This is a genomic window from Streptomyces sp. NPDC060031 (assembly GCF_042736805.1).
Taxonomy (GTDB): Bacteria; Actinomycetota; Actinomycetes; order Streptomycetales; family Streptomycetaceae; genus Streptomyces.
In genome coordinates this window covers 40,329-64,739 of record NZ_JBHWVM010000040.1, presented here as the reverse complement: position 1 = coordinate 64,739, position 24,411 = coordinate 40,329, and the positions used below count along the sequence as shown (strand labels likewise).

Annotated in this window: 25 protein-coding genes and 1 tRNA gene; 11 read left to right on the top strand and 15 right to left on the bottom strand. The window is 73.5% G+C overall.

The features are described from left to right. Window positions 1-91 precede the first annotated feature (91 nt). On the bottom strand, window positions 92-586 hold the full coding sequence (locus ACFWB8_RS19620) for a response regulator (RefSeq protein ID WP_385228194.1): 495 nt from the start codon (window positions 584-586) through the stop codon (window positions 92-94). An 82-nt stretch (window positions 587-668) separates the two neighbouring features. On the opposite strand from ACFWB8_RS19620, the gene ACFWB8_RS19615 reads away from it, so the two are divergent. The 3 genes from ACFWB8_RS19615 (at window position 669) to ACFWB8_RS19605 (ending at window position 2,656) form a co-directional block, all read left to right on the top strand. Next, window positions 669-740, top strand: a tRNA-Arg gene (locus ACFWB8_RS19615). A 470-nt stretch (window positions 741-1,210) separates the two neighbouring features. After that, window positions 1,211-1,375 carry a hypothetical protein gene (locus tag ACFWB8_RS19610; protein ID WP_385228191.1) on the top strand — a complete coding sequence of 55 codons (165 nt, stop codon included), beginning with the start codon at window positions 1,211-1,213 and terminating at the stop codon, window positions 1,373-1,375. A gap of 21 nt (window positions 1,376-1,396) precedes the next feature. Next, window positions 1,397-2,656 (top strand): DUF6479 family protein, encoded by a 1,260-nt coding sequence (locus tag ACFWB8_RS19605; protein WP_385228188.1) that lies wholly within the window; start codon window positions 1,397-1,399, stop codon window positions 2,654-2,656. 51 nt (window positions 2,657-2,707) lie between these two features. On the opposite strand, the gene ACFWB8_RS19600 is transcribed toward ACFWB8_RS19605, so the two are convergent. Next, on the bottom strand, window positions 2,708-3,613 hold the full coding sequence (locus ACFWB8_RS19600) for an ATP-dependent DNA ligase (RefSeq protein WP_385228185.1): 906 nt from the start codon (window positions 3,611-3,613) through the stop codon (window positions 2,708-2,710). Further along, complete coding sequence (gene ligD, locus ACFWB8_RS19595) at window positions 3,610-4,593, bottom strand: non-homologous end-joining DNA ligase (RefSeq protein ID WP_385228182.1); 984 nt, start codon at window positions 4,591-4,593, stop codon at window positions 3,610-3,612. Before ligD ends, ACFWB8_RS19600 begins: the two co-directional genes overlap by 4 nt. Before the next feature lie 31 nt (window positions 4,594-4,624). On the opposite strand from ligD, the gene ACFWB8_RS19590 reads away from it, so the two are divergent. Further along, window positions 4,625-5,704, top strand: coding sequence for a Ku protein (locus ACFWB8_RS19590; protein WP_385228179.1), 1,080 nt, complete (start codon window positions 4,625-4,627; stop codon window positions 5,702-5,704). 57 nt (window positions 5,705-5,761) lie between these two features. On the opposite strand, the gene ACFWB8_RS19585 is transcribed toward ACFWB8_RS19590, so the two are convergent. Then, window positions 5,762-6,574 carry a nuclease-related domain-containing protein gene (locus ACFWB8_RS19585; protein WP_385228177.1) on the bottom strand — a complete coding sequence of 271 codons (813 nt, stop codon included), beginning with the start codon at window positions 6,572-6,574 and terminating at the stop codon, window positions 5,762-5,764. A 186-nt stretch (window positions 6,575-6,760) separates the two neighbouring features. On the opposite strand from ACFWB8_RS19585, the gene ACFWB8_RS19580 reads away from it, so the two are divergent. The 3 genes from ACFWB8_RS19580 to ACFWB8_RS19570 all read left to right on the top strand — a co-directional run bounded on the left by ACFWB8_RS19580 (window position 6,761) and on the right by ACFWB8_RS19570 (window position 9,599). Further along, window positions 6,761-7,432, top strand: coding sequence for a hypothetical protein (locus tag ACFWB8_RS19580; RefSeq protein WP_385228175.1), 672 nt, complete (start codon window positions 6,761-6,763; stop codon window positions 7,430-7,432). Window positions 7,433-7,614: 182 nt separating this feature from the next. Then, window positions 7,615-8,349 (top strand): hypothetical protein, encoded by a 735-nt coding sequence (locus tag ACFWB8_RS19575; RefSeq protein ID WP_385228172.1) that lies wholly within the window; start codon window positions 7,615-7,617, stop codon window positions 8,347-8,349. Continuing rightward, window positions 8,346-9,599, top strand: a complete 1,254-nt coding sequence (locus ACFWB8_RS19570; protein WP_385228169.1) for an ATP-binding protein — start codon at window positions 8,346-8,348, stop codon at window positions 9,597-9,599. The genes ACFWB8_RS19575 and ACFWB8_RS19570 overlap by 4 nt, the downstream gene beginning before the upstream one ends. 55 nt (window positions 9,600-9,654) lie before the next feature. Here ACFWB8_RS19570 and ACFWB8_RS19565 read toward each other — a convergent pair whose 3' ends face one another. From ACFWB8_RS19565 to ACFWB8_RS19555, 3 genes are read right to left on the bottom strand one after another with little or no spacing between them, the layout of a single operon-like run. After that, window positions 9,655-9,930, bottom strand: coding sequence for a hypothetical protein (locus ACFWB8_RS19565; protein ID WP_385228166.1), 276 nt, complete (start codon window positions 9,928-9,930; stop codon window positions 9,655-9,657). A 10-nt stretch (window positions 9,931-9,940) separates the two neighbouring features. Further along, window positions 9,941-10,654: a TetR/AcrR family transcriptional regulator gene (locus ACFWB8_RS19560; RefSeq protein ID WP_385228163.1), complete on the bottom strand. Its 714-nt coding sequence runs from the start codon at window positions 10,652-10,654 to the stop codon at window positions 9,941-9,943. 48 nt (window positions 10,655-10,702) lie between these two features. Beyond that, window positions 10,703-11,641 (bottom strand): diiron oxygenase, encoded by a 939-nt coding sequence (locus ACFWB8_RS19555; RefSeq protein ID WP_385228160.1) that lies wholly within the window; start codon window positions 11,639-11,641, stop codon window positions 10,703-10,705. A gap of 186 nt (window positions 11,642-11,827) precedes the next feature. Between ACFWB8_RS19555 and ACFWB8_RS19550 the strand changes: the two genes are divergently transcribed. Beyond that, window positions 11,828-12,934, top strand: coding sequence for a ferritin-like domain-containing protein (locus ACFWB8_RS19550; RefSeq protein WP_385228157.1), 1,107 nt, complete (start codon window positions 11,828-11,830; stop codon window positions 12,932-12,934). A gap of 63 nt (window positions 12,935-12,997) precedes the next feature. On the opposite strand, the gene ACFWB8_RS19545 is transcribed toward ACFWB8_RS19550, so the two are convergent. From ACFWB8_RS19545 to ACFWB8_RS19535, 3 genes are read right to left on the bottom strand one after another with little or no spacing between them, the layout of a single operon-like run. After that, a complete protein-coding gene (locus ACFWB8_RS19545; RefSeq protein ID WP_385228154.1) occupies window positions 12,998-13,498 on the bottom strand; it encodes a DUF3291 domain-containing protein in 501 nt (166 codons plus the stop codon). Window positions 13,499-13,541: 43 nt separating this feature from the next. Next, window positions 13,542-15,017: a penicillin-binding transpeptidase domain-containing protein gene (locus tag ACFWB8_RS19540; RefSeq protein ID WP_385228151.1), complete on the bottom strand. Its 1,476-nt coding sequence runs from the start codon at window positions 15,015-15,017 to the stop codon at window positions 13,542-13,544. Then, entirely contained in the window at window positions 15,014-16,399 is a 1,386-nt protein-coding gene (locus ACFWB8_RS19535; RefSeq protein ID WP_385228148.1) for an FtsW/RodA/SpoVE family cell cycle protein, read from the bottom strand. Before ACFWB8_RS19535 ends, ACFWB8_RS19540 begins: the two co-directional genes overlap by 4 nt. Before the next feature lie 96 nt (window positions 16,400-16,495). Here ACFWB8_RS19535 and ACFWB8_RS19530 point away from each other — a divergent pair, with 96 nt between their 5' ends. From ACFWB8_RS19530 to ACFWB8_RS19520, 3 genes are all read left to right on the top strand, one after another. Beyond that, window positions 16,496-16,903 (top strand): DUF6325 family protein, encoded by a 408-nt coding sequence (locus ACFWB8_RS19530; RefSeq protein WP_385228145.1) that lies wholly within the window; start codon window positions 16,496-16,498, stop codon window positions 16,901-16,903. After that, complete coding sequence (locus ACFWB8_RS19525) at window positions 16,903-17,313, top strand: SHOCT domain-containing protein (protein ID WP_385228142.1); 411 nt, start codon at window positions 16,903-16,905, stop codon at window positions 17,311-17,313. Before ACFWB8_RS19530 ends, ACFWB8_RS19525 begins: the two co-directional genes overlap by 1 nt. 297 nt (window positions 17,314-17,610) lie before the next feature. Further along, the gene (locus tag ACFWB8_RS19520) at window positions 17,611-18,747 is read left to right on the top strand and encodes an NlpC/P60 family protein (protein ID WP_385228139.1); all 1,137 of its coding nucleotides are present in this window, start codon (window positions 17,611-17,613) and stop codon (window positions 18,745-18,747) included. Here ACFWB8_RS19520 and ACFWB8_RS19515 read toward each other — a convergent pair. The 5 genes from ACFWB8_RS19515 to ACFWB8_RS19495 are packed head-to-tail and all read right to left on the bottom strand — an operon-like array spanning window position 18,708 to window position 24,144. Then, complete coding sequence (locus ACFWB8_RS19515) at window positions 18,708-19,958, bottom strand: styrene monooxygenase/indole monooxygenase family protein (RefSeq protein WP_385228136.1); 1,251 nt, start codon at window positions 19,956-19,958, stop codon at window positions 18,708-18,710. The genes ACFWB8_RS19520 and ACFWB8_RS19515 overlap by 40 nt on opposite strands. Before the next feature lie 29 nt (window positions 19,959-19,987). Further along, complete coding sequence (locus ACFWB8_RS19510) at window positions 19,988-20,611, bottom strand: ATP/GTP-binding protein (RefSeq protein WP_385228133.1); 624 nt, start codon at window positions 20,609-20,611, stop codon at window positions 19,988-19,990. Then, complete coding sequence (locus ACFWB8_RS19505) at window positions 20,592-20,981, bottom strand: DUF742 domain-containing protein (RefSeq protein ID WP_385228130.1); 390 nt, start codon at window positions 20,979-20,981, stop codon at window positions 20,592-20,594. Before ACFWB8_RS19505 ends, ACFWB8_RS19510 begins: the two co-directional genes overlap by 20 nt. Next, window positions 20,978-21,460, bottom strand: coding sequence for a roadblock/LC7 domain-containing protein (locus ACFWB8_RS19500; RefSeq protein WP_385228127.1), 483 nt, complete (start codon window positions 21,458-21,460; stop codon window positions 20,978-20,980). The genes ACFWB8_RS19505 and ACFWB8_RS19500 overlap by 4 nt, the downstream gene beginning before the upstream one ends. After that, window positions 21,457-24,144: a nitrate- and nitrite sensing domain-containing protein gene (locus tag ACFWB8_RS19495; protein ID WP_385228124.1), complete on the bottom strand. Its 2,688-nt coding sequence runs from the start codon at window positions 24,142-24,144 to the stop codon at window positions 21,457-21,459. Before ACFWB8_RS19495 ends, ACFWB8_RS19500 begins: the two co-directional genes overlap by 4 nt. Window positions 24,145-24,411: the final 267 nt, after the last annotated feature.

Here is a 24,411-nt window from a genome sequence, read left to right as displayed (position 1 = left end):
AATCCACACCGAACCCGGAAGGCCCTCACCCGTTCAAGACTCCTCAGCCGAGACCTCGATCACCCGTCCACAACCTCCCGGGGCAATACAGCTAGCCCCTCCCCCGCCCGGCGGGGGCCCCTTTGCGCTCGCGGCGGTCCCTGCGCTCGATCAGCCCTCGCACGACCCGTACCAACTCGGCGGGCTCGAAGGGCTTGGCGAGAAACGCATCCACCCCGGCGGTGCTCCCGGCCTCCACCTCGTGCTGCGTACAGGCACTGACGATGGCGACGGGCAGATGCCGCGTCCGCGGATCGGCCCGCAACTGCGCGGCCGTCCCGAACCCGTCGAGCCGGGGCATGACCACATCAAGGGTGATGACATCGGGGCACACGCGGTGCACGACGTCCAGGCACTCGACACCATCGTTCGCGGTCACGACCTCGAAGCCCTCCAGCTCGAGATTGACCTTGATCAGCTGCCGGATGACCTTGTTGTCGTCGACAACAAGCACCCGGCCCGAGGCGCCTGACACAACTCGAGAGTAGGTCCGCCCCGGCCCCCGCGTCCGGGTTTTTGCCACTTCCACCCCCTCCGAGCGACCCACCCCCCTCTCCCCCGGAAACGGGTTCCTGATCACCCCACGGAAGCTGGTAGTGTTCAACCCGTCGCCGCAAAGCGAACGACGCGCCCCCGTAGCTCAGGGGATAGAGCAACGGCCTCCGGAGCCGTGTGCGCAGGTTCGAATCCTGCCGGGGGCACTTCGCAGGAAGTGCCCAAAGACCCCGCCATCAGCGAGTTCGCTGAGACGGGGTCTTCGCGTATGCGCAGCCAACTGCCGCCGTGTGCACCCGTATGACAGCCAGTGCGGCCTATTCGCGGCCTGGCCCTTGCCGGAACTTCGCAGGGCAGCCTGGCCAACGCGAAGGCCCCTGGGATTCACCCAGAGGCCTCGAACCGCGACTGGCCGGCTCTCACTCGCACTCGCGGAGCAGTTCCTCGATGCGGCGGGTGCCGACTTCCTGCGGACCGTCCAAACACTTGGACACGCACGGGGACTTCGGAGCTGTGGGCGGGGGTTCGGTTCGGGGGGTGTGGGAGTGCGGTGCGGCCTCGCGGTTGTTCGGCGGGGCAGGGCATCGGGGTAAGTGGCCGCCGTCGGGGGGCTTGGGGTGGGGGTTCGCGCGCGGGAGCGGGGGACGGTGAGGGGGTGGGCTCATAGCGGGTGCTGATGGAGGCCGGGCCGAGGGGCACCATCGTGCTCAACCCCGGCGATGGCATCGGCCTGGAGGAACACCCCGACATCGCGATGCGCCGCGGCTACTGCTGCGGGATGGACGGCGAACGGGGGCCCAACCTCGTGTGCGCGTGCGGCGCGGTCATCGCCACCCTCTAGCTGGCCGCCGAGGCCGCGGCCATGGGACCCGGGCGCAACGCGCGGGTGTGCGAGGTGTCGGTGGGCGCCGACGAGGCCGTGGAGGCGCGGCTGACCTGCGGCGGGCAGGCGGAGATCCTGCTGCAGTCGCTCGCCTCGGTGCCCGCGCGGTGGTGGGAGCTGCTCGAAGAAGGGGCCGGGGTGGCACTGGTGACCCGGCTCGGCGAGGCCGCGGACCAGGCCGCGAGCGAGGTCGTACGGGCCGTCGACGCGCCGGGCAACGATGCCGAGCGGCGGGCCGGCGAGCTGCTGGCGTCGCGCCGGCCCGGGCGGGACGCGCTGTACGGGGGGTCCGGGCTGGTGCTCGTGGAGGCGTACCCGTCCGCGCCCCACGTGGTCATCGGCGGGGGCGGCGAGCTGGCGGGGATCATCGCCCGGCAGGCCGCGCTCCTGGAGTGGGGCGCGGAGATCGTCGGGTCGGCCGCGGAGGCCGAGAAGGCGCTCACCGACCACCGGGACGCGGCCTGCCTGGTGCTGCTCAGCCATGAGCCGGACTTCGACGTGCCCACCCTGAGGACGGGCCGCGCACTCGGGATCCCGTACGTGGGGGCCCTGGGTTCGCGGCGCACCACGGCCAGGCGCCGCGCGGGGCTGCTCGCCGCCGGGGTGAGCGGGGCGAGGCTGCGTGCGGTGCACGGGCCCATCGGGCTCGATCTCGGCGCGCGGACCCCGGCGGAGACGGCGCTGGCCATCTGCGCGGAGATCCTCGGGGTGCTGGGCGGGCGGGACGCCGGGGCGGGACGCCGGCGGGCTGCGGGACTCCGACGGGCCACTGGGGGTAAGGCGCCGGTCGGGGCCGTCGCCTCCGCCGTCGCAGTAGAGCATTTTGTCGCGGAATGCGGGAAAATAATAGGTATGGAGATGACCCTGACCTACATCGCGGCGGACACGACCCTGACGGACATCGCGTGGTTCCTGGTCGTCGGGCTCGCCGTGGTCGGCTTCCTGCTCGGCGGCTTCTGGCTGGGCAAGCGAGTCCGGGCACAGGAACCCGCGCCCCCCGCACCCGAGAGCCAGCCCCACCTGCCCGACGGCGGTGCGGTCTACGAGGTCCGCGAGGAGCGGGAACCCGTCGAAATCCCCGAGGGCGGCCTGCGCCCGCACGAGATGCAGGGCTACGGCAACTTCGGCTCCACCAGCGCCAGCCACCAGGAGGACGTGCGCGCCGAGCGCGAGTCCGGCTACGAGCACCCCGGCTCTCCCCCGGAGCAGCCTCCCGTGGGCGGTGCGAAGCCCGTCTGACCGGGCCCGACGCCTGCGACTCCTCTGACCTGCGCCACCCCGTAGCGCGGGTCAGAGTTCTGTCCGCAGCCGCAGCACCTCGGGCGGGGGGTGGCGGGCCGAGGCGTGCCGGACCTCCGCCGTCAGCGGAGGGTCGAGCGGGTGGAACGGTACTTCGCCCACTCCGATGGCCGTAACGGTCGCGACGGAAACACCCGCCGCACCGGACCGGGGCGCCGCGCGCCCGGCCACGGCCGCCGCGACCTCCGTGCGCAGCGCCGCCGTCAGCGGGCTCGACACCAGCGGGGTCTCGTCCCCGACCGGCAGTACGAGCACCAGCGCCAGGGGTCGCCGCGGTGTCCCCGTGTAGCCGACCACCGCCGCGTCGCGGACGTTGGTATGCCGGAGCTTCTGCCAGGCGCGCCGCCCGGCCGGGTAGGCCTGGTCCAGCCGCTTGACGACCAGGCCCTCGATACCGCTGGCGGGCAGGGTCTCGTACCAGGTCGCGGCCAGCTCCGGGTCGGTGGTCATCGGCACCGGCTGCAGCGGCGGCCCGAGCGGGAGCAGCAGGTCGACCAGGAGCGCCCGCCGCCGCTCGTACGGGCGCGCGCGCAGGTCGAGCCCGCCCAGCTCCAGTACGTCGAAGGCGGCGTACGAGGCGGGCAGGGTCTGCGCGAGTACGGCGGCCCGCGCGGCCGTCGCGGCGGCCGCCCGGCGCTGCACCAGGGTGAAGTCGGTGCGGCCGGCGTGCCAGACGACCACCTCGCCGTCGAGCACGGTCCCGGCGGGCAGTTGCCGGGCGGCCGCGGCGAGATCGGGGAAGGCGCTGGTGACGATGCGGCCGGAGCGGGCCTGGAGCACCACGTCCTCGGCGGTGCGCAGCACAACCAGCCGGTGGCCGTCGAACTTCGGCTCGTACGCGAGACCGGGCGCGCGCGGGAGGCTGCGCACGGGGGCTGCGAGCGCGACGGTGATCATGACGGCCGCCGCCCCTCCCCGGCCGTTCCGGCCGCCCCGGTCCCCCTGGCCGCCTTGGCCGCCCCGGAGGCCCCGCCCGCCTTGCCCGCCCGGATCGCGGGGAGCTGCCCCGCCCGGTCGGGGTCGGTCAGCGGGCCGAAGAGGTCGCCGTCCCGCGCGAGCCGCGGGGCGATGTCGTCGGCGAGGAAGACCAGGTCCTCGGGGGCCCGGCAGGCCTCGACCTCGCCCCAGGAGACGGGCGCGGAGACGGTGGGCAGGGCGCGGGCGCGCAGGGTGTAGGGGGCGGCGGTGGTCTTGGCGGCGGCGTTCTGGCTGTGGTCGACGAAGACCTTGCCGGGGCGCAGCGCCTTCGCCATGCGGTGCACGACGAGGTCGGGCAGCTCGCGCTCCGCCTCCTGCGCGAGGGCCTTCGCGTACGCCGATACGCGGTCGGACGGGGTCGGCTCCAGGGATACGGCCAGGTGCATGCCCTTCGAGCCGGAGGTCTTGGCGTAGGCGGGCAGCCCGTCGGCGGCGAGCCGGTCGCGCAGCCAGAGCGCGGCCGCGCTGCACTCGACGATCGTGGCGGGCGGTCCGGGGTCGAGGTCGAGGACGAGCCGGTCGGCGACGGCCGGGGCGCCGGCCGGCCACTGCGGGGTGTGGAACTCGACGACCAGGTTCGCGGCCCACATGAGGGTGGCGAGATCGGCGACGACCACCTGTTCGGCGGAGGGGTCCTCGGAGCGGGGAACCGGGGTGGTTTTCACCCAGGCGGGGGTACCGGGCGGCGGATTCTTGGTGAAGAAGAGCTGGCCGTCCGGGCCGTCGGGATATCGCAGGAAGGACACCGGCCGGTTGTGGACGTGGGCCAGCAGCGGACCGGCGACGGTGGCGTAGTAGTGCAGCACCTCGCCCTTGGTGAAGCCGGTCCGCGGGTACAGGACCTTGTCGAGATTGCTGAGCGCGATGCGACGCCCCTCCACCATGGTGATCGGCGTCATACGATGAGATTGCCATGAAACGGGAGGAACCGTGCGATCCATTTGGAACGGGGCGATCTCCTTCGGGTTGGTCAGCATCCCGATCAAGCTCGTCAACGCCACCGAGAGCCACTCGATCTCCTTTCGCCAGATCCACCTGAGCGACGGCGGACGGGTCCGCTACCGCAAGGTGTGCGAGTTGGACGGCGAGGAGGTGTCGGCCGCCGAGATCGGCAAGGGGTACGAGGAGGCGGACGGGTCGATCATCCCGATCACGGACGAGGACCTGGCGCGGTTGCCGATCGCGACCGCCAAGACGATCGAGATCGTGTCGTTCGTGCCGGCCGATGACATCGATCCGTTGCAGATGGACGCGGCGTACTACCTCGCGGCGAACGGGGCGACTGCGGCGAAGCCGTACACCCTGCTGCGGGAGGCGCTGAAGCGGAGCCGGAAGGTCGCGATCGCCAAGTACGCGCTGCGCGGCCGGGAACGGCTGGGCATGCTGCGGGTCGTCGACGACGTGATCGCGATGCACGGGCTGTTGTGGCCGGACGAGATCCGGGCGCCGGAGGGGGTGGCTCCGGAAGGGACGGTGTCGGTGCGGGAGGCCGAACTGGACCTGGCGGACGCGCTGATGGCCACCTTGGGTGAGGTGGAGATGGAGTCGCTGCACGACGACTACCGGGATGCCGTGGAGGCGATGGTCGCGGCGAAGGCGGGGGGCGCCTTCGAGCCGTCGGAGGCGGTGGTGGAACCGGCCGGCGGGCAGGTGATCGACCTGATGGCGGCGCTGGAGAAGAGCGTACGGGAGGCCAAGGCGTCCCGCGGGGAGGGCGGTTCGCACGCGGGAGCGGGGGCGGAGGCGGAGGTCACGCCGATCCGGCGCAAGCCGGCGGCCGCCCCGAAGGCGGTGGGCGGAAAGAAGTCGACGGCGGCGGGCAAGAAGGCGGCCCCGGCCGCCACCAAGTCCACTGCGGCCGCCACCAAGTCGACCGCGGCCAAGTCCACTTCGGCGAAGAAGAAGACGACCGCCGCGACGGGAGCGGCGGCCAGGAAGACCACGGCGGCCAAGACGGCCAAGGTGACCGCGAAGAAGACCGCCGCACCCCGCAAACGCACCTCGGCCTGAGGCTCGCACCCACGCCCCCGCCCACGCCAGCTCCCGCTCCCACGCCCGAGTGCGCGGCTACCGCGCCCCGGGACCCCGCCAGGTACGGCGGTCGCGGGCAAGGGCGAACAGGGCTTCGACGTCCGGGAGTTTGAGGGTGGTGGCGGCCTCCGTGAGGTACGGGGTCACCGCGGGGGCTTGCAGGACGCGGACGTCGCGGACGCTCGGGGTCACCTCGACGCGGGAGGCGTCGACCAGGGCCAGCACCGGGGTGACCGGGGCCGTCAGGACGCGGGTGGCGTAGCGCGCGGCGAGGCGGGCCCGGCGCGGATCCGGGCGGGGTCCGGCGCGGCCGACCGTGAGCAGGAGGTCGCCGACCTGCACCCGCTGGCGCCGGCCCGGGACCGTGAGGACGCAGAAGACGCCGGGCGGGCCCAGGAGCAGGTGGTCGATGCGGCCGACGCCCGGGACGTCGAGGGAGTGCAGGGATCTCCAGCCCCGCGATTCCGGCAGGGCGTCGAGGATCTCCCCCATTCGCTGCTGGGCCGTGAGGTCCTGGCGCAGCCGGTGGCGGGCGCGGGCGCCGGACGTGCCGTGTTCGAGCTCGCCGAGCAGGGCCTCCCCCGGGCGGTTCGGGGCCAGGTCCTCGTCCGGGGGCAGGGCCAGGCGGCGCAGGTCCGCGGCCGAGGGGACCGGGGGCGGGCCGATCGAGACCGTCCCGCTCAGGTAGGGGCGCAACACCGCCAGTATCTCCTCCCGGCGGTCGTCCGCCAGGACGCTGATCCGGTTGGTCTGCCGGTCGTACCAGGCCACCGCCTGTCCGTCGGGCAGGTTGACGTACAGCCGGCCGCGGCCGGGCCGACCGCTGGGCAGCACCTTCAGTTTCCGCATCGCCCTCACCCCCGCCGTCCATGGGAGCAGCCCGGCCGCCGCGCGGCAATCCCCCGGTGGTGTAACGACTCCGCCGGGACGCTGCTGCCCCGCTGTTACAAAACCAGTGCCCCACTGCAACGGCCGGTGCCTACGTTGGTGCCACCTGGACATCCCAGGGCGTCACCAGCACCGAAGGACTCCCCCGTGAGCACCGTCCGCCGCCGCACCCTCGTTCGCGCCGCCGCCGTGACCGCATGCGCCGCCGGTCTGCTGACGCTCCCGACCGCCGCCGCGCTCGCCGAAGGGGTGCCGGCCGCCTCCACCGCCTCGCAGCGGACCCTGGTCAAGACCCTCGCCCTCGCCGACGGCGTCTCCAGGGCCAACGTCTACCGCACGGCCAAGGACGCCTACCAGGCCGACGTACTGACCGCGGAGGGCGCCAAGGCCGCCACGGTGAACAGCCGGGACGGCTCGACCGGCTACGGCGACGCCGGTGACCTGCACCTCGCGCTGCGGCCCGACGGGATGCTCAGTTCCTGGGTCGGCGACACCGTGCCCGTCGGCAGCGCCGGCAACCACGTCGTCACGCACAAGACCGGGACCCGCGACGGCAAGGTCACGCCCGCGTCCGTGCCCGCGCCCGGCTCCAGCTCCGGCTTCACTTCCGGCTCCGGCTCCGTTTCGGGCTCCGGCTCCGTTTCGGGCTCCGCTTCCGCCGCAGTGGCCGGCGGGACCGTCGAGGCGCTGCGGCTGAACACCCTGGCCGACGGGCCGGGCGGCGGCCTGTTGCTGCTCGCGGCGGGCGCCGGCATCACCGCGGTCGGCGCCGCCGGACTCGGTTTCGCGATGCTGCGCCGCGGCCGTACGGACGGCTAGGGACGGAAAGAGGCGGAGCGGACCGGCCCAGGCTTGACCTGGGCCGGTCCGGGCGGCGCCCTCCCGCGCCCCCCGCGGGTCCGCCGCCGCGTCGGCCGGGCGGGCCTCGCGCGCACAGAGGGCGTACCTCTGCTTACTGTTGACGCGACGCAGGGTCATGCCCCGGAGAGGAGGACGTACGGGTGGCGAGTTCCCCTCCCTTCCGCTTTCCCGTCCGGTTCCCCGTGCGCGCCCGCGCGGCCCTGCCCGCGCTGCCCGTCCTGCTGCTGCTCGTGACGGGCTGCGGCGACACCGGGGGCCTGGCCAACGCCGGTCCGACCCCGACCGCGAGCGGGCCCGTACATCTGTGGCCCGGGCGCAAGGGGGCCTCCGTACCGCCCGCTGATCCGGGGGGCGCGCCGCCCGAATACGTGCCGGGCATCGCGCCCGTGCAGGACCAGAACGTGCACGGCATCGACCCCGTCACCCTGGTCCAGGCCGAGGTGCGGGCGCGTCCGAAGGCCGATGTCGGCCCGGACGGGATGCCCCGGAAGACCGCCGACGCGATCAAGGAGTGCGGGGAGGACGGGGCGGAGCCCCAGGACTGCCCGGTGCTGACGCCGTACTACCGGGACCTCACCGGGAACGGCAAGGACGAGCTGATCGTCGGCGTCCGGCTCCCCGAGGACCAGATGTCCGTACGGGTGTACACGGCGGACGCCGACGGGCGGCTCAACCGGATCATGGCGACCACCCAGACCCTGATCAGCGTGGAACTGGCCGGGCGGGACGTGATCCTGCACATGCCGAGCGGGCTCGGCGGGTACGAGCTGATCAACGCCTGGTCATGGGACGAGAAGCAGCGCAGCATGCTGCCGACGCGCGAGCAGATCGTACGGATGCCGGCGGGCGGCGCGAGCGGGCCGGGCTCTCCGTGAGGCTCCGGCTGCCCGCCTGGACGGCCACGCTGACCTGGAAGTCGGCGTGCTTCATCGTGGTGATGTGCTGCTCGCTGGCGGCGGTGGTGGGTGCGCTGGTGCACGTCGAGGTGACGCGGCAGACGGTCGCGACGGCGCGGGACAAGGCGCTCGGCAAGCTGCACGACGCCTCGCGCGCGTACCAGGCGGGCGAGGCGCTCCCGCCGGAGTCCGGGCTGGACCCGGCCGAGCTGCCGGCCTCGCTGCGTGCGCTGGCCCTGTCCGGGCACCGCGGCACGATCGTGGCCGACTATGAGGACCGGCCAGTGATGTGGGCGGCGGCGCCGGCCGACGGGCGGGCGCTGGCCACCACGGTCGACTACGGGCAGAGCGCGCGGACGATCAGCGGGCTGGACAACGCGATCATCGGGTCCTCGGTGCTGGCGATCGGCGGGACGCTGCTGGTCGGCGCGTTCGCCGTGACCCGCGTGACGCGGCGGCTGCACCAGACGGCGACGGTGGCCCGGCGGATCACGCAGGGGGATCTGGACGCCAGGGTCGGGGACGCGCGGACGAAGGACCCCTCGCGGCACCAGGACGAGGTGGCGACGGTCGCGGCCGCGCTGGACACGATGGCGGGCAGCCTGCAGGCGAAGCTGCTGAGCGAGCAGCGGTTCACGGCGGACGTCGCGCACGAGCTGCGCACTCCGCTGACCGGTTTGCAGGCGGCTTCGGAGCTGCTGCCGGAAAGCCGGGCCACGCAGCTGGTGCAGGAGCGGGTACGGACGATGCGCGGGCTGACCGAGGACCTGCTGGAGATCTCGCGGCTGGACTCGGGCAGCGAGGTGGTGGAGACGGACCTGCACCAGCTGGGGCGGCTCGCGCGGCGGGTGGTGCGGGCGGCGGGGGCGGAGACGGAGACGGAGGTCGTCGTGCTGCGGGACGCGCACGTGGAGACGGACCGGCGGCGGCTCGAGCGGGTGCTGGGAAACCTGGTGGCCAACGCGCACAAGCACGGGCGGGGGCCGGTGGTGGTGACGGTGGACGGGCCGGTGGTGACGGTACGGGATCACGGGGACGGGTACCCGGCGTACCTGGTGGCGCACGGGCCGCAGCGCTTCCGCAGTGGCGGGAAGGGGCACGGGCTGGGGCTGACCATCGCGGTGGGCCAGGCGGAGGTCATCGGAGCGCGGCTGGAGTTCGGCGCGGCGGAGGGGGGCGGGGCGGTGGCGATCCTCACCCTCCCGGAGGCTCCGGCGGCCGTTCCGTAGCCCGCGCCCGCGCCTCAAGCGCCGGCGGGGCCGGATTCGGCTGAGGCCGCCTGCGTCAGGGCCGCGGGGTCGGGGGCTTCGACCACGGCCAGCGGGGCTTCGGCTTCGTGCCCGACGGGGTGTAGGCGTACTTCCAGCCCTTCTGGAGGCCCAGCCGCTTCGAGTAGCCCGACGGGACCCGCTCGTACAGCAGCACCGTCGGCGGGCCGCCGTCCGGGGGCGGGACCGGGATCTCGTACCACTTCGGGGGGTGGCCGGTCGGGCCGAGGAGGATCGGCAGGACCCGGCCGTCCATCGGGCCGCCCTCGAAGGGGGTGGGTTGGCTTCTCACCCCTCCAGTGTCACAGGAGGTGAGCGGCCTCGGAGACCACCGGGATCACGCGGCGGGCCAGGACCCCGACCGGGCCGTCCGCCGATTCCAGGGCGAGCGCGGCCCGCGCGGCGGCGGCCGTTTCGGGGTCCGTGGCGGCGGTGGCCGTCAGGAGGGCGATGAACTGGTCCACCAGCCAGTCCCGCAGCGAGTCGACCTGCGGCTGCTTGCCCTCGTCGATCCAGATGAGGGAGGCCGCCTCGACCGCCGTGATCCAGGTGCGGACCATCATGCGCAGGCGGGGCCCGGGCGTCGGAACGGACAGGTGGAAGAGGATCTGTTCGGCGGCCGCGCGGCGGATGCCGTCGACCGTGGCCGTCGTACGGGAGGTCTCGACGACGCTGCCGCCCTGCAGCAGGGCGGCGAAGCCGGCGTCGTGTTCGTCGACGAAGGCGAGGTAGCGGTCCAGCGCCCGGGACAGCCGCTGGGTGAGCGGGCCTTCCTGGGGTTCTGCGAAGCACAGTTCCAGGAGGTCCGCCGCCGAGCGCAGGGCCGCCTCGTACAGCTGCTGCTTGCCGCCCGGGAAGTAGCGGTAGACGAGCGGGCGCGAGACCCCGGCGGCCTCGGCGACGTCGTCGAGGGAGACCTCCTCCGGCACCCGGTGCGCGAACAGCGACAGGGCCGCGTCGAGGAGCTGGGCCCGCCGCTCCTCGACGCTCAACCTGCGGTACGCGCGTACGGTCATGTCCGCAGGGTAACCCCACGCCCCTCGGGTCATCGGGGCATCAGCTCATCAGGCCAGGAGCCCCGAGCTCTTCCACAGCCTCCGGCCGGCCCCGCGCAGGACGCCTATGTCGTCGAGGAAGTCCGTGAGGCGCTTCGCGCCGCTCTGCATCACTTCCCGGCGGTGCCCGCTCGCCTTGACCTGGGCGAGCGCCTCGCGGCGGTCGAGGCCCACGTTGTCGTAGACGGCCGGGTTGACGAAGGCGAGGGAGAAGACGCGGGCGGCCTCGCCGCAGCTGATCCGCGTGAGCTCCTGCTCCCAGCGCGGGGCGGTGAGCATCTGGCGGCGCAGCTCCTCGCGGGCGTAGCGCACGTGCCGGGCCTCCTCGATGACGTGGATGCGCGTCACGCCGCGCACGAGGGGCTGGACGCGCTCGTCCGGGAAGGTGAGGCGCTGCATCCAGTCGAGGATCTCCTCGCCGAGGAGGGTGCAGGCGAAGGAACCCGGGGTCGTGGAGATGGTCTTCAGCACCCGGGCGAGGTTGTGGTTGAGGCGGGAGACCGGGTAGGCGGGGGCGCCGGCCTTTTGGATCATGCGGGCGAACATCATCGAGTGGCGGCACTCGTCGGCGATCTCGGTGAGCGCGTAGCGGACGTGATTGCTGGTCAGGGACTTGTCGTAGATGTGCCGGACCAGCAGCTGCATGAGGATGATCTCGAACCAGATGCCGAGCGAGCCGAGCGCCGCCGCCTCGTGGCGGGAGAGGTCGATGCGCTGCTCCTCGCCCATCTTCTTCCAGAGCGGGGTGTCGTAGAGGGAGAGCAGCTCGGGCGGCCAGTAGTACTTGCCCTCGATCGGCGGGGCGTCCCAGTCGAGTTCCTTGTCGGGGTCGAAGGAGTGCTTGGCCGAGGATTCGAGCAGTCGCTCGGCGATCTGCTCGCGGTCCTTGAGGATGCCGAGCGCGTCCTGCAGGACCCGGCGATCCGTGGGGTCGGTCGTGGTCGTCATGGCGGGGCACCTCGCCCATTCGTTGGATGGATACAGCCGGGGTTACCAGCGGTCACTCCTTATGAGACTGCCTGTCAGCAAGGTCGTCAATCCCCCGCGCACGACTTGTTGACCGCGCGTCTACCAACATGTGACGCTGCCAACTGTCCAGTCTTGTACGGAAGTACGTGACCGAGGGGGGCGTCAGTGTCGACGCACGAGCTCTACACCAACGACCCGGGCGAGGGCGTCTGGCCCGTCCCCGCGTCCGGATCCGCCCGCTTCAGCTGGGAGTACGACGGGGGCCGCGAGCGGCTGCTCGCGCTCTACCAGAAGGGCAAGGACAAGCAGTGGGACGGTGCCAAGCGCATCGACTGGGACCTGGAAGTGGACCCGTACAACCCGCTCGGCACCCCGGACGAGGCCCTGACCCTCTACGGCACCCGGCACTGGGCCAAACTCACCGAGAAGGACAAGGGTGAGCTTCGCCGGCACTACACCGCCTGGAACTTCAGCCAGTTCCTGCACGGCGAGCAGGGCGCCATGGTGTGCGCGGCGCGGATCGTCGAGTCGGTGCCGGACCTGGACGCGAAGTTCTACTCCGCGACGCAGACCATGGACGAGGCCCGGCACGCCGAGATCTTCGGGCGCTTCCTGCACGAGAAGGTCGGGATGCTCTACCCGATCAACGGCAGCCTGCAGGGGCTGCTCGGCGACACCCTGCGCGACTCCCGCTGGGACATGCCGTACCTGGGCATGCAGGTGCTCATCGAGGGGCTGGCGCTGGCCGCCTTCGGGATGATCCGCGACACGACCGACAAGCCGTTGCCGAAGCAGATCCTCGCGTACGTGATGCAGGACGAGGCCCGCCACGTGGCCTTCGGGCGGATGGCGCTGCGGGACTACTACAAGCAGCTGACGGACGCAGAACTGCGGGAGCGCGAGGAGTTCGTGATCGAAGGCTGCTACCTGATGCGGGACCGGCTGCGCGGGGTGGAGGTGCTGGAGAACTTCGGCATCCCGAAGCGGGAGGCGGAGCAGTTCAGCGAGGAGTCGGAGTTCCTGCACCTGTTCCGCAAGCTGCTGTTCAGCCGGATCGTGCCGTGCGTGAAGGACATCGGACTGTGGGGCGAGCGGCTGCAGAAGGCGTACCTGGAGATGGGCGTCTTCGACATGGGCGACTCCAACCTGGACCTGCTCATGAGCCAGGACGAGGAGATCGCCGAGGCCCTGGACCGCGAGCGCTTCAGGGCCGAGGAGGAGGAACGGGTGGCGGAGGTCCGGGCCGCCATCGCGGAGGGGTCCGAGGCCTGAGCCCGGCCGGGAGCCCCGGCCGGGGCAGGAGGCCGGGCGGGTCCGCCCGCCCGGCAGCAGCGCCTACGCCGACCGCTGCGGCTGCGGCTGCGGCTGCGGCTCCGGCTGCGGCTCCGGCGTCGGAGCCGCCGGGAAGGGCGTGCGCAGGGTGAAGGCGTACGGCGTCGGCCCGTGCTCGCGCAGGTGCAGCAGGCGCCGCTCGGCCTGCGCCACCGTCGGGCGCTCGCCCGCCGGGACCCACCACAGGACCGTCGCCGCCTCGGCGATCTGCTCGAACCACTCCCGCCGGCGGGCCATCAGCTCGCGGTGCCGCCCCTGGTACATGAAGGCCGTCAGGGCGTCGGTGTCCCGCCACACCGACATGTTCACCAGGATCCACTCGTCGCCGAAGAACAGCACGTCGGTCGCGTCGCCGCCCTCGCCCTGGAGCCGCCACAGGAAGCCGTCCGCCGCGTCGGCCACCGCGTTGACCGGCTCCAGCCCGTCCACGAAGCCCTTCAACTCCGCCGAGTCGAGCCGGTACTTGAGTCGGGACATGTTCGCCTGGGCCAGTTCGTGGGTCATGCCGCCAGCGATACCACCCGGGCCGCCCTGGCCGCCGGGCGTTTCACGGAGCGGACGGCCCGGCCCCGTACAGCGCGGCCTCCATCACCGCCCGCGCGATCGGCGCGGCCGCGCTGTTGCCGCTGATGCCCCCGCGGTCGGCCGCCGCGTCCTCGACCACCACCGCCACCGCGACGGCCGGCAGCGGGGCGCCCTCGGCCTTGGCCCAGGAGATGAACCACGCGTACGGGGTGCCCGCGTTGCCGACCCCGTGCTGGGCGGTGCCGGTCTTGCCGCCGACCACCGCGCCCGGGATGGCGGCGTTGCGGCCCGTGCCGTTCTCCACCACCCGGACCATCAGGTCCTGGAGCCGCATCGCGGTGCCCGGGTTCATGGCCCGGCCCCTGCTGCGCTGGTCGGAGCGGCGGACCTGGTCGCCGTCGTCCTGCGTCGTACGGTCCACGAGACGGGGCGACTTGAGCTCACCGCCGTTGGCCACGGCCGCCGCCACCAGCGCCATCTGCAGCGGCGTGGCCGTGGTGTTGAACTGCCCGATCGAGGACAGGGCCAGCTGGTCCGGGCTCATGTCGGTGTCGAAGTTCGACCGCGACACCCAGGACGGCACCCGCAGCGTCTCGTCGTCGAAGCCGAAGCGCCGCGCCGCCTCCACCATCCCGCGCAGGCCCACCTGTACGCCGATCTTCGCCATCACCGTGTTGCAGGACCACTGCACCGCGTCCGCCATCGAGGCGTCCTGGCAGCCGGTGCCCGCGTTCGGCAGCAGGGTGCTGGTCCCGGGCAGCGGGTAGGGGTCGGGGGTCTGCGTCGGCGCGTCCACGTCGGTGACCACGCCCGCGTCCAGCGCGGCCGCTGCCGTCACGATCTTGAAGGTGGAGCCGGGCGGGTAGGTCTCGCGCAGCGCCCGGTTGAGCATCGGCTTGGCCGGGTCCGCGTTCAGGCGCTCCCAGGCCGCCTTGACCCCGGGGCCCGTCCCCGAGAGCAGCGCCGGGTCGTACGAGGGACTGCTGACGAGCGCGAGGATCCTGCCGGTCGCCGGCTCGACGGCCGCCACCGCGCCCCGCTTGCCCCCGAGCCCGGTGTACGCGGCGGCCTGCACGGCGCCCCGGACGGTGGTGACGGCGTTCCCGCCGCCGGGGCGGCCGCGCGACAGCTCGTACCAGAGCGGGAAGGCGGAGAGGCCGGGATCGGTGCCGGAGAGGATGCCGTCCTCGGCGCGCTCCAGGAAGCTGGTCCCGTAGGTCTGCGAGGAGAAGCCGGTGACCGGGGCGTAGAGCGGGCCGTTCTTGTACGTCCGCTCGAAGCGCAGCAGCTGGCGGCTGTCGCGGGAGCCGGTGACGGGCCGGCCGTCGACCAGGATGTCTCCGCGGGGTTCGGCGTAGCGCTCGATGGCGGGGCGTTTGTTGGCCGGGTTCGCTCCATAGGCGGCGGCCTCCCAGACCTGCACGCGGGCGACGTTGACCAGCAGGGCGACGAGCAGCAGGGCGCAGAAGTACGCGCACCAGCGGATGTAGCGGATCACGCCGCACCGCCTTCCGTCGCGGGTTCCTGGGCGGGTCGGGGTCGGCGGGCGCTGTCGCTGAGCCGGATGAGCAGGGCGACGATGATCCAGTTGGTGACGACGGAGGAGCCGCCCTGGGCCAGGAAGGGCATGGCCATGCCGGTGAGCGGGATGAGCCCGGTGACGCCGCCCGCGATGACGAACACCTGGAGGGCGACGATCGAGGCGAGCCCGGTCGCCAGGAGCCGCCCGAAGGGGTCGCGCAGCGCGAGGCCGGCGCGGAAGCCGCGGGAGACGAGGAGCCCGTAGAGGAGCAGGATGGCGGTGAGGCCGGCGAAGCCGAGCTCCTCGCCGGCGGTGGCGAGGATGAAGTCGGACTTGGCGGCGAAGCCGATGAGGAAGGACTGGCCGTGGCCGAGTCCGGCGCCGAGCAGGCCGCCGGCCCCGAAGGCGAAGAGGGACTGGGCGAGCTGGCCGGGGCCGACGCCCCGTTCGATGGAGGCGAAAGGATTCAGCCAGTCGTTCACACGACTGTGCACGTGCGGCTCGAAGGTCCCGACGGCGTACGCGCCCACGGCGGCCAGCAGCAGTCCGATCGCGATCCAGCCGATCCGCCCGGTGGCGGTGAACAGCATGATCACGAACAGTCCGAAGAACAGCAGCGAGGTCCCGAGGTCGCGCTCCAGCACGAGCACGCCGACGCTGAGCAGCCAGATCGCGAGGATCGGACCGAGGACGCGCCCGGGCAGGAGCTTGAGCTTCCAGAACAGCCGGCGGCCGGTGAGCGCGAGCGCGGTGCGATTCGCCGCGAGGTAGGCGGCGAAGAAGACGGCGAGCAGGATCTTGGCGAACTCCCCCGGCTGGAAGGAGAGTCCGGCGAACCGGATCCAGATGTGGGCGCCGTTGACCGCCGGGAAGAAGACGGGTACGAGCATCAGCGCGAGGGCGGCGGCCACCGAGAGGTAGGCGTAGCGCTGGAGCACGCGGTGGTCGCGCAGGGCGGCGACGACGAGGACGAAGAGCGCGAGCCCGAGGGCGGACCAGCGCAGTTGCCCGCCCGCGGTGAGGTGGCCGGGGGTGGTCGCGTCGAGGCGCTGGATGAGGACGAGGCCGAGTCCGTTGAGCAGGACCGCGATCGGGAGCAGGAGCGGATCGGCGTACGGGGCGCGCAGCCGCACGGCGAGGTGCGCGGCCAGGGCCGCGACGGCGAGGCCGCCGGCGTAGTGGGCGGCCTCGCGGGGGACGCGGCCGGTGGTGGCGAGGCCGACGTAGAGGTGGCCGAGGACGGCGATCAGGACGGCGCCGGCGAGGAGCGACAGCTCGACGCCGCGACGCCTGGGGGCGCGGGCGTCGGGGGGTGGCGGCGGGGCGGGGTCCGCGACCTTTGCCGTCAGAGCGGTCATACGGGGAAACGTAGCAAGCAGGCGGCCTCTATGTCCGGTTATGTCATAGTGTGCCGAAGAGTCGTCAGAACCGGTCGGAATCAGGAGCCGAGCCTCATGGGACCTGTGGAATTCATCGTCCTGGCCTTTCCGGAGGAGCAGCTGCGGGTGCCGGCGGTCGAGGCGGTGATGGGACTGCGCAAGACCGGGGTGGTGCGGCTCATCGACGGGCTCGTGGTGACGAGGACGGCGGCGGGGGAGGTCCTGGCCGCCGAGTTCGACGAGTTCGTGGAGCTACGGGGCCTGCTGACGGGTCGTGACGCGGCCCGGCTGATCGGGCCGGAGGACGTACAGGAGTCGGCGGGGCTGCTGGAGCGCGGGAGCTGCGCGCTGCTGCTGGTGGTCGAGCACGTGTGGGCCGAGGACGCGGCGATCGCGGTACGGGCGGCGGGCGGGCGGATCGTGGGCTCGGTCCGGATCCCCGTGGACCGGGTCCCGGCCGATCCCCGGATGGGCGCGGTCTGATGTTCATCCGGCCGGTGCGGGTCACGGTGCGGTCGGCGGACCGCCCCGCGGGCAGCCCGCTGCTGCGGGGGCTGCTGGCGCGGGCGGCGGGCGCGGCGGAGGGCACGGTACGGGCGGATGCGCCGCGGCGCGGGGTGCGGTGGATTCCGGCGGGGGCGGTCGAACCGGCCGAGCCGGAGCCGGGTGAGCCGGAACCGGCCGCGCCCTGGGAGCCGGAGCCCGGGGAGCCGGAGCCCCGGGAGCCCGAGCCCGTGGAGCCCGAGCCCGTGGAGCCCCCGGAGGCGGGGCCTGCGGAGCCGCCGCGCGGCGGGCTGGCGGTGGAGCTGCGCCAGCTGGCCGACCTGGCCCGGGAGGGCCTGCTCACTCCGGAGGAGTTCACCACGGCCAAGGCCCGCCTCCTCCACCCGTAGCCGGGGCTCCGCCCCGGACCCCGCGCCTCAAGCGCCGGCGGGGCTGGATTCCCCGGCGAGGCCGGACGGGCGCGGGCACACGCCGGGCTCCGCCCGGACCCGCGCCTCAGACGCCGGCGGGGCTGGATTCCCCGGCGAGGCTGAAGGTTGCCGGGCGGAAGCGCCCGGGCGGCGCGGGACGGCGCGGCGGCTCCCGGCGCGGGATACGCCGGACGGGTGGCCTCGGGGTGGGCCGGGGGTTCGGGTGGGGGATTTGTCATACCGGGCGTGGCAGCATCGCGTGCCGGAGGTGATCACATGTCAGGTCGGCTGTTCCGCGCCGCCTGCGTTGCCGTGGTGCTCGTCGCGACCGCATCGGCCGGCGCCCGCGCCGAACCGGCCGCGCCCGCCGAACCCGTCGGCGTCCTGCTCACCCGGCTCCAGGGGCTCTACCAGAAGGCCGAGCAGGCCGCCGAGGCGTACAACGCCGCCGAGGTCGCGCTCACCGCCCGGCAGGGCGAGGAGCGGCGGCTCGGCGTCGAGCTCGGCAGGGCCCGGGGCGCCGTCGGGGCCGAGCAGGCCGTCGCCGGGCGGCTGGCACGGGAGCAGTACCGGGGGGCCCGCGGGTTCTCCCCGTACGCCCGGATGCTGTTCTCCGGGGACCCCCAGAGCGCCCTGGACCAGCGCCGCCTCGCTGCCCGCGAGGGCGCCCGCCGGGCCGGCGTTCTGGCCCGCCTCACCCGGGGCGAGCGGCAGGCCGACGCCCTCGCCACCGCCGCCCGCAAGGCCCTGGACTCCGAGCAGCAGCTCACGAAGGAGCGCAAGCGCCACCAGGACGAAGTCGCGCTCCAGCTCAAGGAGGTGGAGAAGGTACTGGCCTCGCTCACCCCCGAGGAGCTCACCCGGCTCGGCACCCGGGAGGCCGAGAACACCGCCACCGCGCAGCGGGAGCTGCTCGATTCCGGCAAGCTCGGCACCACGCTCCGCACGCCGACCGCCGCCGGTGGCACGGCCCTGACGTACGCGGCCGCGCAGCTCGGCAAACCGTACGTCTGGGGCGCCGAGGGGCCGGGGTCCTTCGACTGCTCGGGGCTGACCTCGCAGGCCTGGGCGCACGCCGGGCGCGCGATCCCCCGTACCAGCCAGGAGCAGTGGGCGCGGCTGCCCAAGGTGCCGCTCGACAAGCTGCGGCCCGGGGACCTGGTGGTGTACTTCCCCACCGCCACCCACGTGGCCCTGTACGTCGGGGACGGGAAGGTGATCCAGGCCCCGCGGCCCGGGGCCCGGGTGAAGGTCTCGCCGATCGCCGCGAATCCGCTGCTGGGGGCCGTACGGCCCGATCCCGACGGTGCCCCGCTCGCGGACTTCACCCCGCCGCCGCTGCCCGAGGCGGCCGCGGCGGGGGACGACACCGGCTACTCCGCGGAGGCCGAACCCGCGACCTCGGCCAGGTAGCCCGCCGCGTCCTCGGGGTCGTAGAAGTACGCGTCGAAGTCGGCCGGGTTGTCGAAGCCGTTGGCGAAACGGTCCGCCACCGGCTGGAGCTGCCCGGCCGCCCCGATCAGGTTCAGCACGTGCTCCGGCGGGACGCCCAGCATCGCGTTGGTCCACTGGGTCACCGGCTTGCCGGTGGTGAACCAGAACTTGTCGAAGGTCGCCTTCATCCACGCCTCGTCGAACGGCTTGTCCCCGTGCATGAGGATCGAGGAGAGGTACGAGGCCGCGCACTTGGCGGCGGAGTTCGAGCCCTGCCCGGTGATCGGGTCGTTCGCCACGACCACGTCCGCCACGCCGAGCACCAGGCCGCCGCCCGGCAGCCGGCCGACGGGGTTGCGCACGACGGGTGCGTAGCGGCCGGCGAGCGTGGCGCCCGCGTCCGTGAGCTCCACCTCCTTCGCCCGCGCGTACTCCCACGGCGTGAACTTCTCCATCAGCTCCAGCGTCAGCGCGAGGTGCTCCGCCGGGTCCTTCACCCCGTTGAACACGTCCAGCGGACCGCCCGGGAGGCCCTCCCAGAACAGGATGTCCGCCCGCCCCGAGGCGGTCAGCGTCGGCATCACGAACAGCTCGCCCACGCCCGGCACCAGGTTGCAGCGCACGGCCTCGGTCCCGGGGTGCTCGGGGCGCGGCCCGAGGCCGTGCACGTAGCTGACGGCCAGGGCCCGCTGCGGGGCGTCGTACGGGGAGCGCGCCGCGTCCCGCCCGAACATCGACACCAGCTCGCCCTTGCCGGCCGCGACCAGCACGAGGTCGTACGTGCGGGAGAAGAAGTCCAGGTCGGCGACGGACGCGCCGTGGATGACCAACTGGCCGCCGCGCTGGGCGAAGGTGTCCAGCCAGCCCGCCATCTTCACGCGCTGGTCGACGGACTGCGCGTGGCCCTTCAGACGGCCCAGCCAGTCGACGGCGCGGCCGGCGTCGGGGGCGGCGACCGAGACGCCCAGGCCCTGGATCTTCGGGGCCTGCTGCTCCCAGAAGTTCAGCCCGAGGTCCCGCTCGTGCTGGAGCGCGGTGTCGAACATGACCTGCGTGGACATGACCCGCCCGGTGCGGATCTCGTCCGCCGTCCGGTTGGACATGAGGGTGACCTCGTACCCCTTGGACTGGAGTCCGAGGGCGAGCTGGAGGCCGGACTGGCCGGCGCCGACGACGAGTATCTTGCGCATCTCTCACGTTCTCTGTTCGGGAGGGGGCCCTATTCGGGAGTGGCGTCGAGTGCGTGGCCCACCAGGGTCAGCAGGGATTCGACGACGGTGGTGCGGCGCCGCGCGTCCATGATCACTACGGGTACGCGGGGCGGGATGGTCAGCGCCTCGCGCACGTCCTCGGGCTCGTACGAGCGCGTGCCCTCGAAGTGGTTGACGGCGACGGCGTACGGCAGCCCGCAGCTCTCGAAGTAGTCGAGGGCCGGGAAGCAGTCGCGCAGCCGGCGGGTGTCCGCGAGCACGATGCCGCCGATGGCTCCGCGGACCAGGTCGTCCCACATGAACCAGAAGCGCTCCTGCCCTGGCGTCCCGTACACGTACAGGACGAGGTCGTCGTCGAGGGTGACGCGCCCGAAGTCCATCGCGACGGTGGTGGTGTTCTTGTCCGGGGTCGCGGACAGGTCGTCGGTGGGGACGCTGGCCTGGGTCATCACCGCCTCGGTACGCAGCGGGGTGATCTCGGAGACGGAGGACACGAAGGTGGTCTTGCCGACGCCGAAGCCGCCCGCGACCAGCACCTTGACGGCGACGGGCGCACGGGAGCGGTCGTACTGCCAGGGCTGCACCGCCTCGTCGTCCTCGGCCGTGGGGGTTTCAGAGACGGCGAAGACCACTGAGCACCCTTTCCAGCAGCGCGCGTTCGGGACGGCCGGCGCCGTGCCCGGTCCCGTAGACGCGGAGCCTTCCCTGGTCGGCGAGGTCGCTGACCAGGACGCGGACCACCCCGAGGGGCAGCTTCAGCAGGGCCGCGATCTCGGCGATCGTCCGCATGCGTCGGCAGACCTCGACGATGGCGGGCATCTCGGGCATGCGGTCGGGCTTCTGCGGCCGGGACGCGTGGGGATCCAGGGCGGCGACGAAGGTCTCCACCAGCAGGACCTGCGTGACGCGGGTGCGGCCGCCCGTGAGGGAATACGGGCGGACGCGGGCGGGGCGGCGGTCGGCGCCGCGTATCGGCAGCCGGTCGGTGGCCGGACTCCTCACGCTGTTCTCTCCATCGACTGGCGCAGCTCACTGCGGACTTCGGGGGTCAGGACGTGGCCGGCGCGACCGACGAACAGGGCCATGTGGTAAGCGACGACGCTCATGTCGCAGTCGGGGGCGGCGTGCACGCCGAGGAGCGAGCCGTCGCTGATGGCCATGACGAACACGGAGCCGTGGTCCATGGCCACCATGGTCTGCTTCACCGCGCCGCCGTCCATGAGGGCGGCGGCTCCCGCGGTGAGGCTGCCGAGGCCGGAGACGATGGTCGCCAGGTCGGCGGAGGCGCCGCGCGGGCCCTTGGGCCGTCCGGCGGGTGGCCGGTCCGGCTCCGGGACGGGGTCGGAGGAGAGCAGCAGCAGCCCGTCCGAGGACACGACGGCCACGGAGTCGACGCCGGGCACCTCCTCGACCAGGTCGGTCAGCAGCCACTGCAGGTTGCGAGCCTGGCTGCTCAGTCCGTACGTACTGGGCGCGGTCATGTGCGTGCCTCCTGTGCGGTGTCCCCCCGGTCGGTCTGCCCCTGGTGCTGTGCGGTCTCGGCGGCGGCGACGCGCCGCCCGTCCTGGGCGCCCCGGTAGAACCCGCCGAGCCGGCGGCGCAGTTCGTCGGCGTCCACCCGGCGCGGTTCGGTCCGTACGTCGTCCCCGCGCCCGGCGGCCACCACCCGGGGGGTCCGCTTGGGCAGGCCCTTGTCGGTGACGGGCTCGGCTTCGGCCTCGGCCTGGTAACCGGGGGCGGGGTGGCTGCCCTGGCGGGGCAGCCAGTCGTCGTCGGCGGCGGGGGCGTGGCCGTGCGGCTCGGCCTCCGGCGCGGGTTCGGGCACGACCCGCGCGAGCAGCTCCTGCCCGGGGTCCCCCTGGGCCGGGACGGTGAACACCTGGTCCGCGGGCGGCAACTGCCCGCCCCCGGCGGGGAACCCGGACTCCGGCTGCGGCTCCCGGTCCGGCTCGGCCGCAGACTCGCGCTCCCGCGTCGGCTCGGGCGCGGAATCCGCCGCCCGCGGCTGCGGCAAAGGCAGCGGGTCAGTGGTCGGCGCGGCCTCGGACGTCGGCTCCGGCTCCGGCTCCGGCTCTTGCTCCGGCTCGGGCTCCTGCTCCGGCTCCTGCTCCGTCAGGCCGCGGGTCCGGCCCTGGAGCGTGTTCTGGTTCGCCTCCGCGATCGCGCCCGGCAGGTGCAGGGCCGGCGCTCCCGGCGCCCCCAGCATGTGGATCGGCGACACCGGCGGGGTGTCCGGCAGCAGCGCCGCCGGGACGACCACCAGCGCCTCGGTCCCGCCGTGCCGCGCCGCGCGCAGCTCCGCCGTCACCCCGTGCCGCGCCGCGAGCCGCCCGGCCACGTACAGGCCGAGGCCCAGGCCGTGTTCCGACTCGGGCTCCTCGTCGTAGGCCTGCGGCGTGGACAGCCGGGAGTTCAGCGACTCCAGGCGGTCCCCGGTGACCCCGATGCCCTCGTCCAGGACGGACAGCGCCACGTCGCCGGAGGCCAGCAGCCACCCGGACACCTTCACCTTGGCGTCCGGCGGCGAGAAGGTGGTCGCGTTCTCCAGCAGCTCCGCCAGCACGTGCGAGATGTCGTCGGCCGCGTGCCCGGCGACCTGCGTGTACGAGGGCAGTGCGGCCAGGTCGACCCGGTCGTAGCGCTCGATCTCACTGACCGCCGCCCGCATGACGTCGACCAGCGGCACCGCCGCGGCCTGCCCGTGGCCGTGTTCCTGCCCGGCCAGGACCAGCAGGTTCTCGTTGTGGCGGCGCATGACGGTCGCCAGGTGGTCCAGCTTGAACAAGGTCGCCAGCCGGTCCGGGTCCTGCTCCTCGGACTCCAGCTCCTCGATGACCGCGAGCTGGCGCTCCACCAGGCCGAGCGTGCGCAGCGAGAGGGAGACCGAGGTCGTCGACATGATGCGGCGGTGCTCCTCCAGCCCCGCCCGCAGCTGCGCGAGCTCGCCCTCCAGCGCTTCGCGGCCCGAGGCCAGCGCCTCGTTGCGGCCGATGATCCGCCGCCGGTCGGCGTCGAGCCCGGCGATCCGGGTGTGCAGGGAGACCGTCTGGTCGCGCACGGCGTTGAGGTGGCGCACGACCTCGGCGAACTCGTCGTTGCGGCCCGTGAACCGCACCGGTTCCACCGAGCCCTCCGGGGTCGCCAGCCGGGCCGCGCCGCGCCGGAGCACCGAGAGCGGCCGGGTCAGCGAGCGGGCGACGGCCGTGGAGACGGCGATGGTGACCAGGAACAGCACGCCCAGGAAGGCGACGAGGGTCTCCAGCGAGGTGACGTCGTCGTCCCGCAGCGCGGCGAGCGCGGTGGCCCGCTGGCCGGCGAGGGTGGATTCCACCGACCTCATCCGGTCGATGCGGGCGGTGAGCGCGGAGCCGACGGTGGGTCCGTCGAGCCTGCGGTCGGCGCCGGTGAGGGTGGGCCGTTCGGTGAGCCGCCTGAGGTAGTCGTCGGCCGTCTTGACCTCGGGGCCGGTGACGGTCGCGGCGAGGGTCTGGCGTACGTCGGGGCGCGCGGCGCGGGCGAAGTCGTCGAGGGCGGCCTGCTCCCGTACGCGCGCACGCTGGGCGGCGGTGGTGAGTTCGTCCATCACCGCCGAGCCGGGGGGCTGCTCGCCGCGGGGGACGGCCAGCGCGGCGAGCAGCAGTCCACGGGTGGCCGCGGCCTGTTCCACGGCCTGGCCGAGGGGCGCGAGCGGCCGGGTGGTGGCGAGGGCGGCCCCGGCGCGCGGCGGGGTGAGCTCGGCGATCCGGTCGCCGGGGGCGAGGAGCTGCGCGATGACCCCGGCGTAGGCCTGGTGGGCGGCGAGGGCGGTGCCCTTGCCGTCGAGGGCCTCGGTCCGCACGGCCCGGACGCGGCCGATGGCGCGGGCGAGTTCCTCGTCGGCCACGGCCTGGACCTCGGCGAGCTGCCGGTCGGTACGGGCGGCGCGCTCCTGCACGGGGCCCTTGGCGGCGGCGCCGGGGCGGCCCTCGGCCACGTACTCGATGACGGCGTCGCGCTCGTCGCCGAGGAGGTGGGAGAGGGTGAGGGTCTGCCGGGTCTGCTCGGCGAGCGTGACCAGGCGCTGGGAGTCGTTCAGGTCCGCCGAGGCGGAGACGGCGGCGGGGGCGCCGGCCGCGAGGACGGCGAGTCCGGCGACGGCGACGCCGACGACCAGCCGGCTGCGCACGCGGACACGGCGTCCTGCGGGGGCGGGCCCGTCGGGGGCGGTGCCGTTCTGTCGAGACCGCTTCTTCTGCACCGGTGCTCGCAATCCTGTACGTGTGGCTCGTGCTGCTCGTCTACTCGTGTGGCCGAGGTAACGGCCGGTCAACAAGTAAACGCTCCTTGCCCCCTCGTACCGCCACAGACCATCGCAGTGTGTTGGGGAGAGAGCCGCCCATCGCCCACCCGGCCACTCGAAGGAGTGAACATCACGGATGAGTTGGCGGCCAAC

Bases quoted from the DNA above. Each gene is read 5' to 3' on its own strand.
- ACFWB8_RS19610 (WP_385228191.1), top strand. From the start codon at position 1,211: ATGGAGGCCGGGCCGAGGGGCACCATCGTGCTCAACCCCGGCGATGGC.
- ACFWB8_RS19605 (WP_385228188.1), top strand. From the start codon at position 1,397: ATGGGACCCGGGCGCAACGCGCGGGTGTGCGAGGTGTCGGTGGGCGCC.
- ACFWB8_RS19600 (WP_385228185.1), bottom strand. From the start codon at position 3,613: ATGATCACCGTCGCGCTCGCAGCCCCCGTGCGCAGCCTCCCGCGCGCG.
- ligD (WP_385228182.1), bottom strand. From the start codon at position 4,593: ATGACGCCGATCACCATGGTGGAGGGGCGTCGCATCGCGCTCAGCAAT.
- ACFWB8_RS19585 (WP_385228177.1), bottom strand. From the start codon at position 6,574: ATGCGGAAACTGAAGGTGCTGCCCAGCGGTCGGCCCGGCCGCGGCCGG.
- ACFWB8_RS19560 (WP_385228163.1), bottom strand. From the start codon at position 10,654: ATGACCGTACGCGCGTACCGCAGGTTGAGCGTCGAGGAGCGGCGGGCC.
- ACFWB8_RS19555 (WP_385228160.1), bottom strand. From the start codon at position 11,641: ATGACGACCACGACCGACCCCACGGATCGCCGGGTCCTGCAGGACGCG.
- ACFWB8_RS19545 (WP_385228154.1), bottom strand. From the start codon at position 13,498: ATGACCCACGAACTGGCCCAGGCGAACATGTCCCGACTCAAGTACCGG.
- ACFWB8_RS19535 (WP_385228148.1), bottom strand. From the start codon at position 16,399: ATGACCGCTCTGACGGCAAAGGTCGCGGACCCCGCCCCGCCGCCACCC.
- ACFWB8_RS19530 (WP_385228145.1), top strand. From the start codon at position 16,496: ATGGGACCTGTGGAATTCATCGTCCTGGCCTTTCCGGAGGAGCAGCTG.
- ACFWB8_RS19525 (WP_385228142.1), top strand. From the start codon at position 16,903: ATGTTCATCCGGCCGGTGCGGGTCACGGTGCGGTCGGCGGACCGCCCC.
- ACFWB8_RS19520 (WP_385228139.1), top strand. From the start codon at position 17,611: ATGTCAGGTCGGCTGTTCCGCGCCGCCTGCGTTGCCGTGGTGCTCGTC.
- ACFWB8_RS19515 (WP_385228136.1), bottom strand. From the start codon at position 19,958: ATGCGCAAGATACTCGTCGTCGGCGCCGGCCAGTCCGGCCTCCAGCTC.
- ACFWB8_RS19500 (WP_385228127.1), bottom strand. From the start codon at position 21,460: ATGACCGCGCCCAGTACGTACGGACTGAGCAGCCAGGCTCGCAACCTG.